1 protein-coding gene is annotated in these 1015 nt (G+C 60.7%); it reads left to right on the top strand.

All coding sequences use genetic code 11. From position 1 onward, the window contains the following. Nucleotides 1–60 precede the first annotated feature (60 nt). Nucleotides 61–1015, top strand: a 955-nt coding sequence (locus M9978_RS22990) for an IS481 family transposase (protein ID WP_254297502.1), incomplete at its 3' end; no start/stop codon positions are given.

Below are 1015 nucleotides of genomic sequence, written 5' to 3' on the forward strand. Positions count from 1 at the left end.
TAGGTGTTTGATCCCACGGTTTGATGGTGCGACCCTTTCGTTGGAATGGAAGGAAGCATTATGGGCCAGGTTCGTCACGGGAGCGCCACGACCACGCACGCCGTCCGAGCAGCAATACAGCGATCGCAAGCTTCGCTCGCGTCGCTGAGCCGGGATCTGGGGATCAACCCCAAGACGGTGGCGAAGTGGCGCAAGCGAACGACCGTCGGGGATCTGAAGACCGGGCCGAAGGCCCCTCATTCAACGACGTTGACCGAGGCCGAGGAGGCGATGGTCGTGGCATTCCGCCGCCACACGCTGCTGCCGCTCGACGACTGCCTGTACGCGTTGCAGCCGTCGATCCCGCACCTGACACGCTCAGCGCTGCACCGCTGCTTGCAACGCCATGGAATCTCGCGCTTGCCAGACGTCGAGGGCGACAAGCCGAAGCGTCAGCGCTTCAAGCGCTATCCCATCGGCTTCTTCCACATGGACATCGCCGAGGTGCAGACTACCGAGGGTAAGCTTTACCTGTTCGTCGGCATCGACCGCACCAGTAAGTTCGCGGTCACCCAGCTGGTCGATAAGGCTGACAGGCGCACAGCGTGGGAGTTCCTGGAGCACCTGCTGAAAGCAGTGCCTTACCGCATCCACACGATCCTGACCGACAATGGCATCCAGTTCGCCGAGCAACCGCGCAACCGTAATACCGCCTGGTCGCGCCAGATGCGCTTCGACATGATCTGCGAAGCAAATGAGATCGAGCACCGGCTCACCAAACCGAACCACCCGTGGACCAACGGTCAGGTCGAGCGGATGAACCGCACCATCAAGGATGCAACCGTCAAGCGCTTCCACTACGAAAGCCATGATCAGCTGCGCACGCATCTCGCCGACTTCATGGATGCCTATAACTTCGCCCGCCGCCTGAAGGCGCTCGGCGGCCTCACACCCTATGAGTACATCTGCAAAATCTGGACTTCAGAGCCAGATCGCTTCATCGTCAACCCGATCCACCAGATGCCGGGACTGAACA

The sequence above is a fragment of the Sphingomonas tagetis genome (assembly GCF_024211275.1).
Classification (GTDB): Bacteria; Pseudomonadota; Alphaproteobacteria; order Sphingomonadales; family Sphingomonadaceae; genus Sphingomonas; species Sphingomonas tagetis.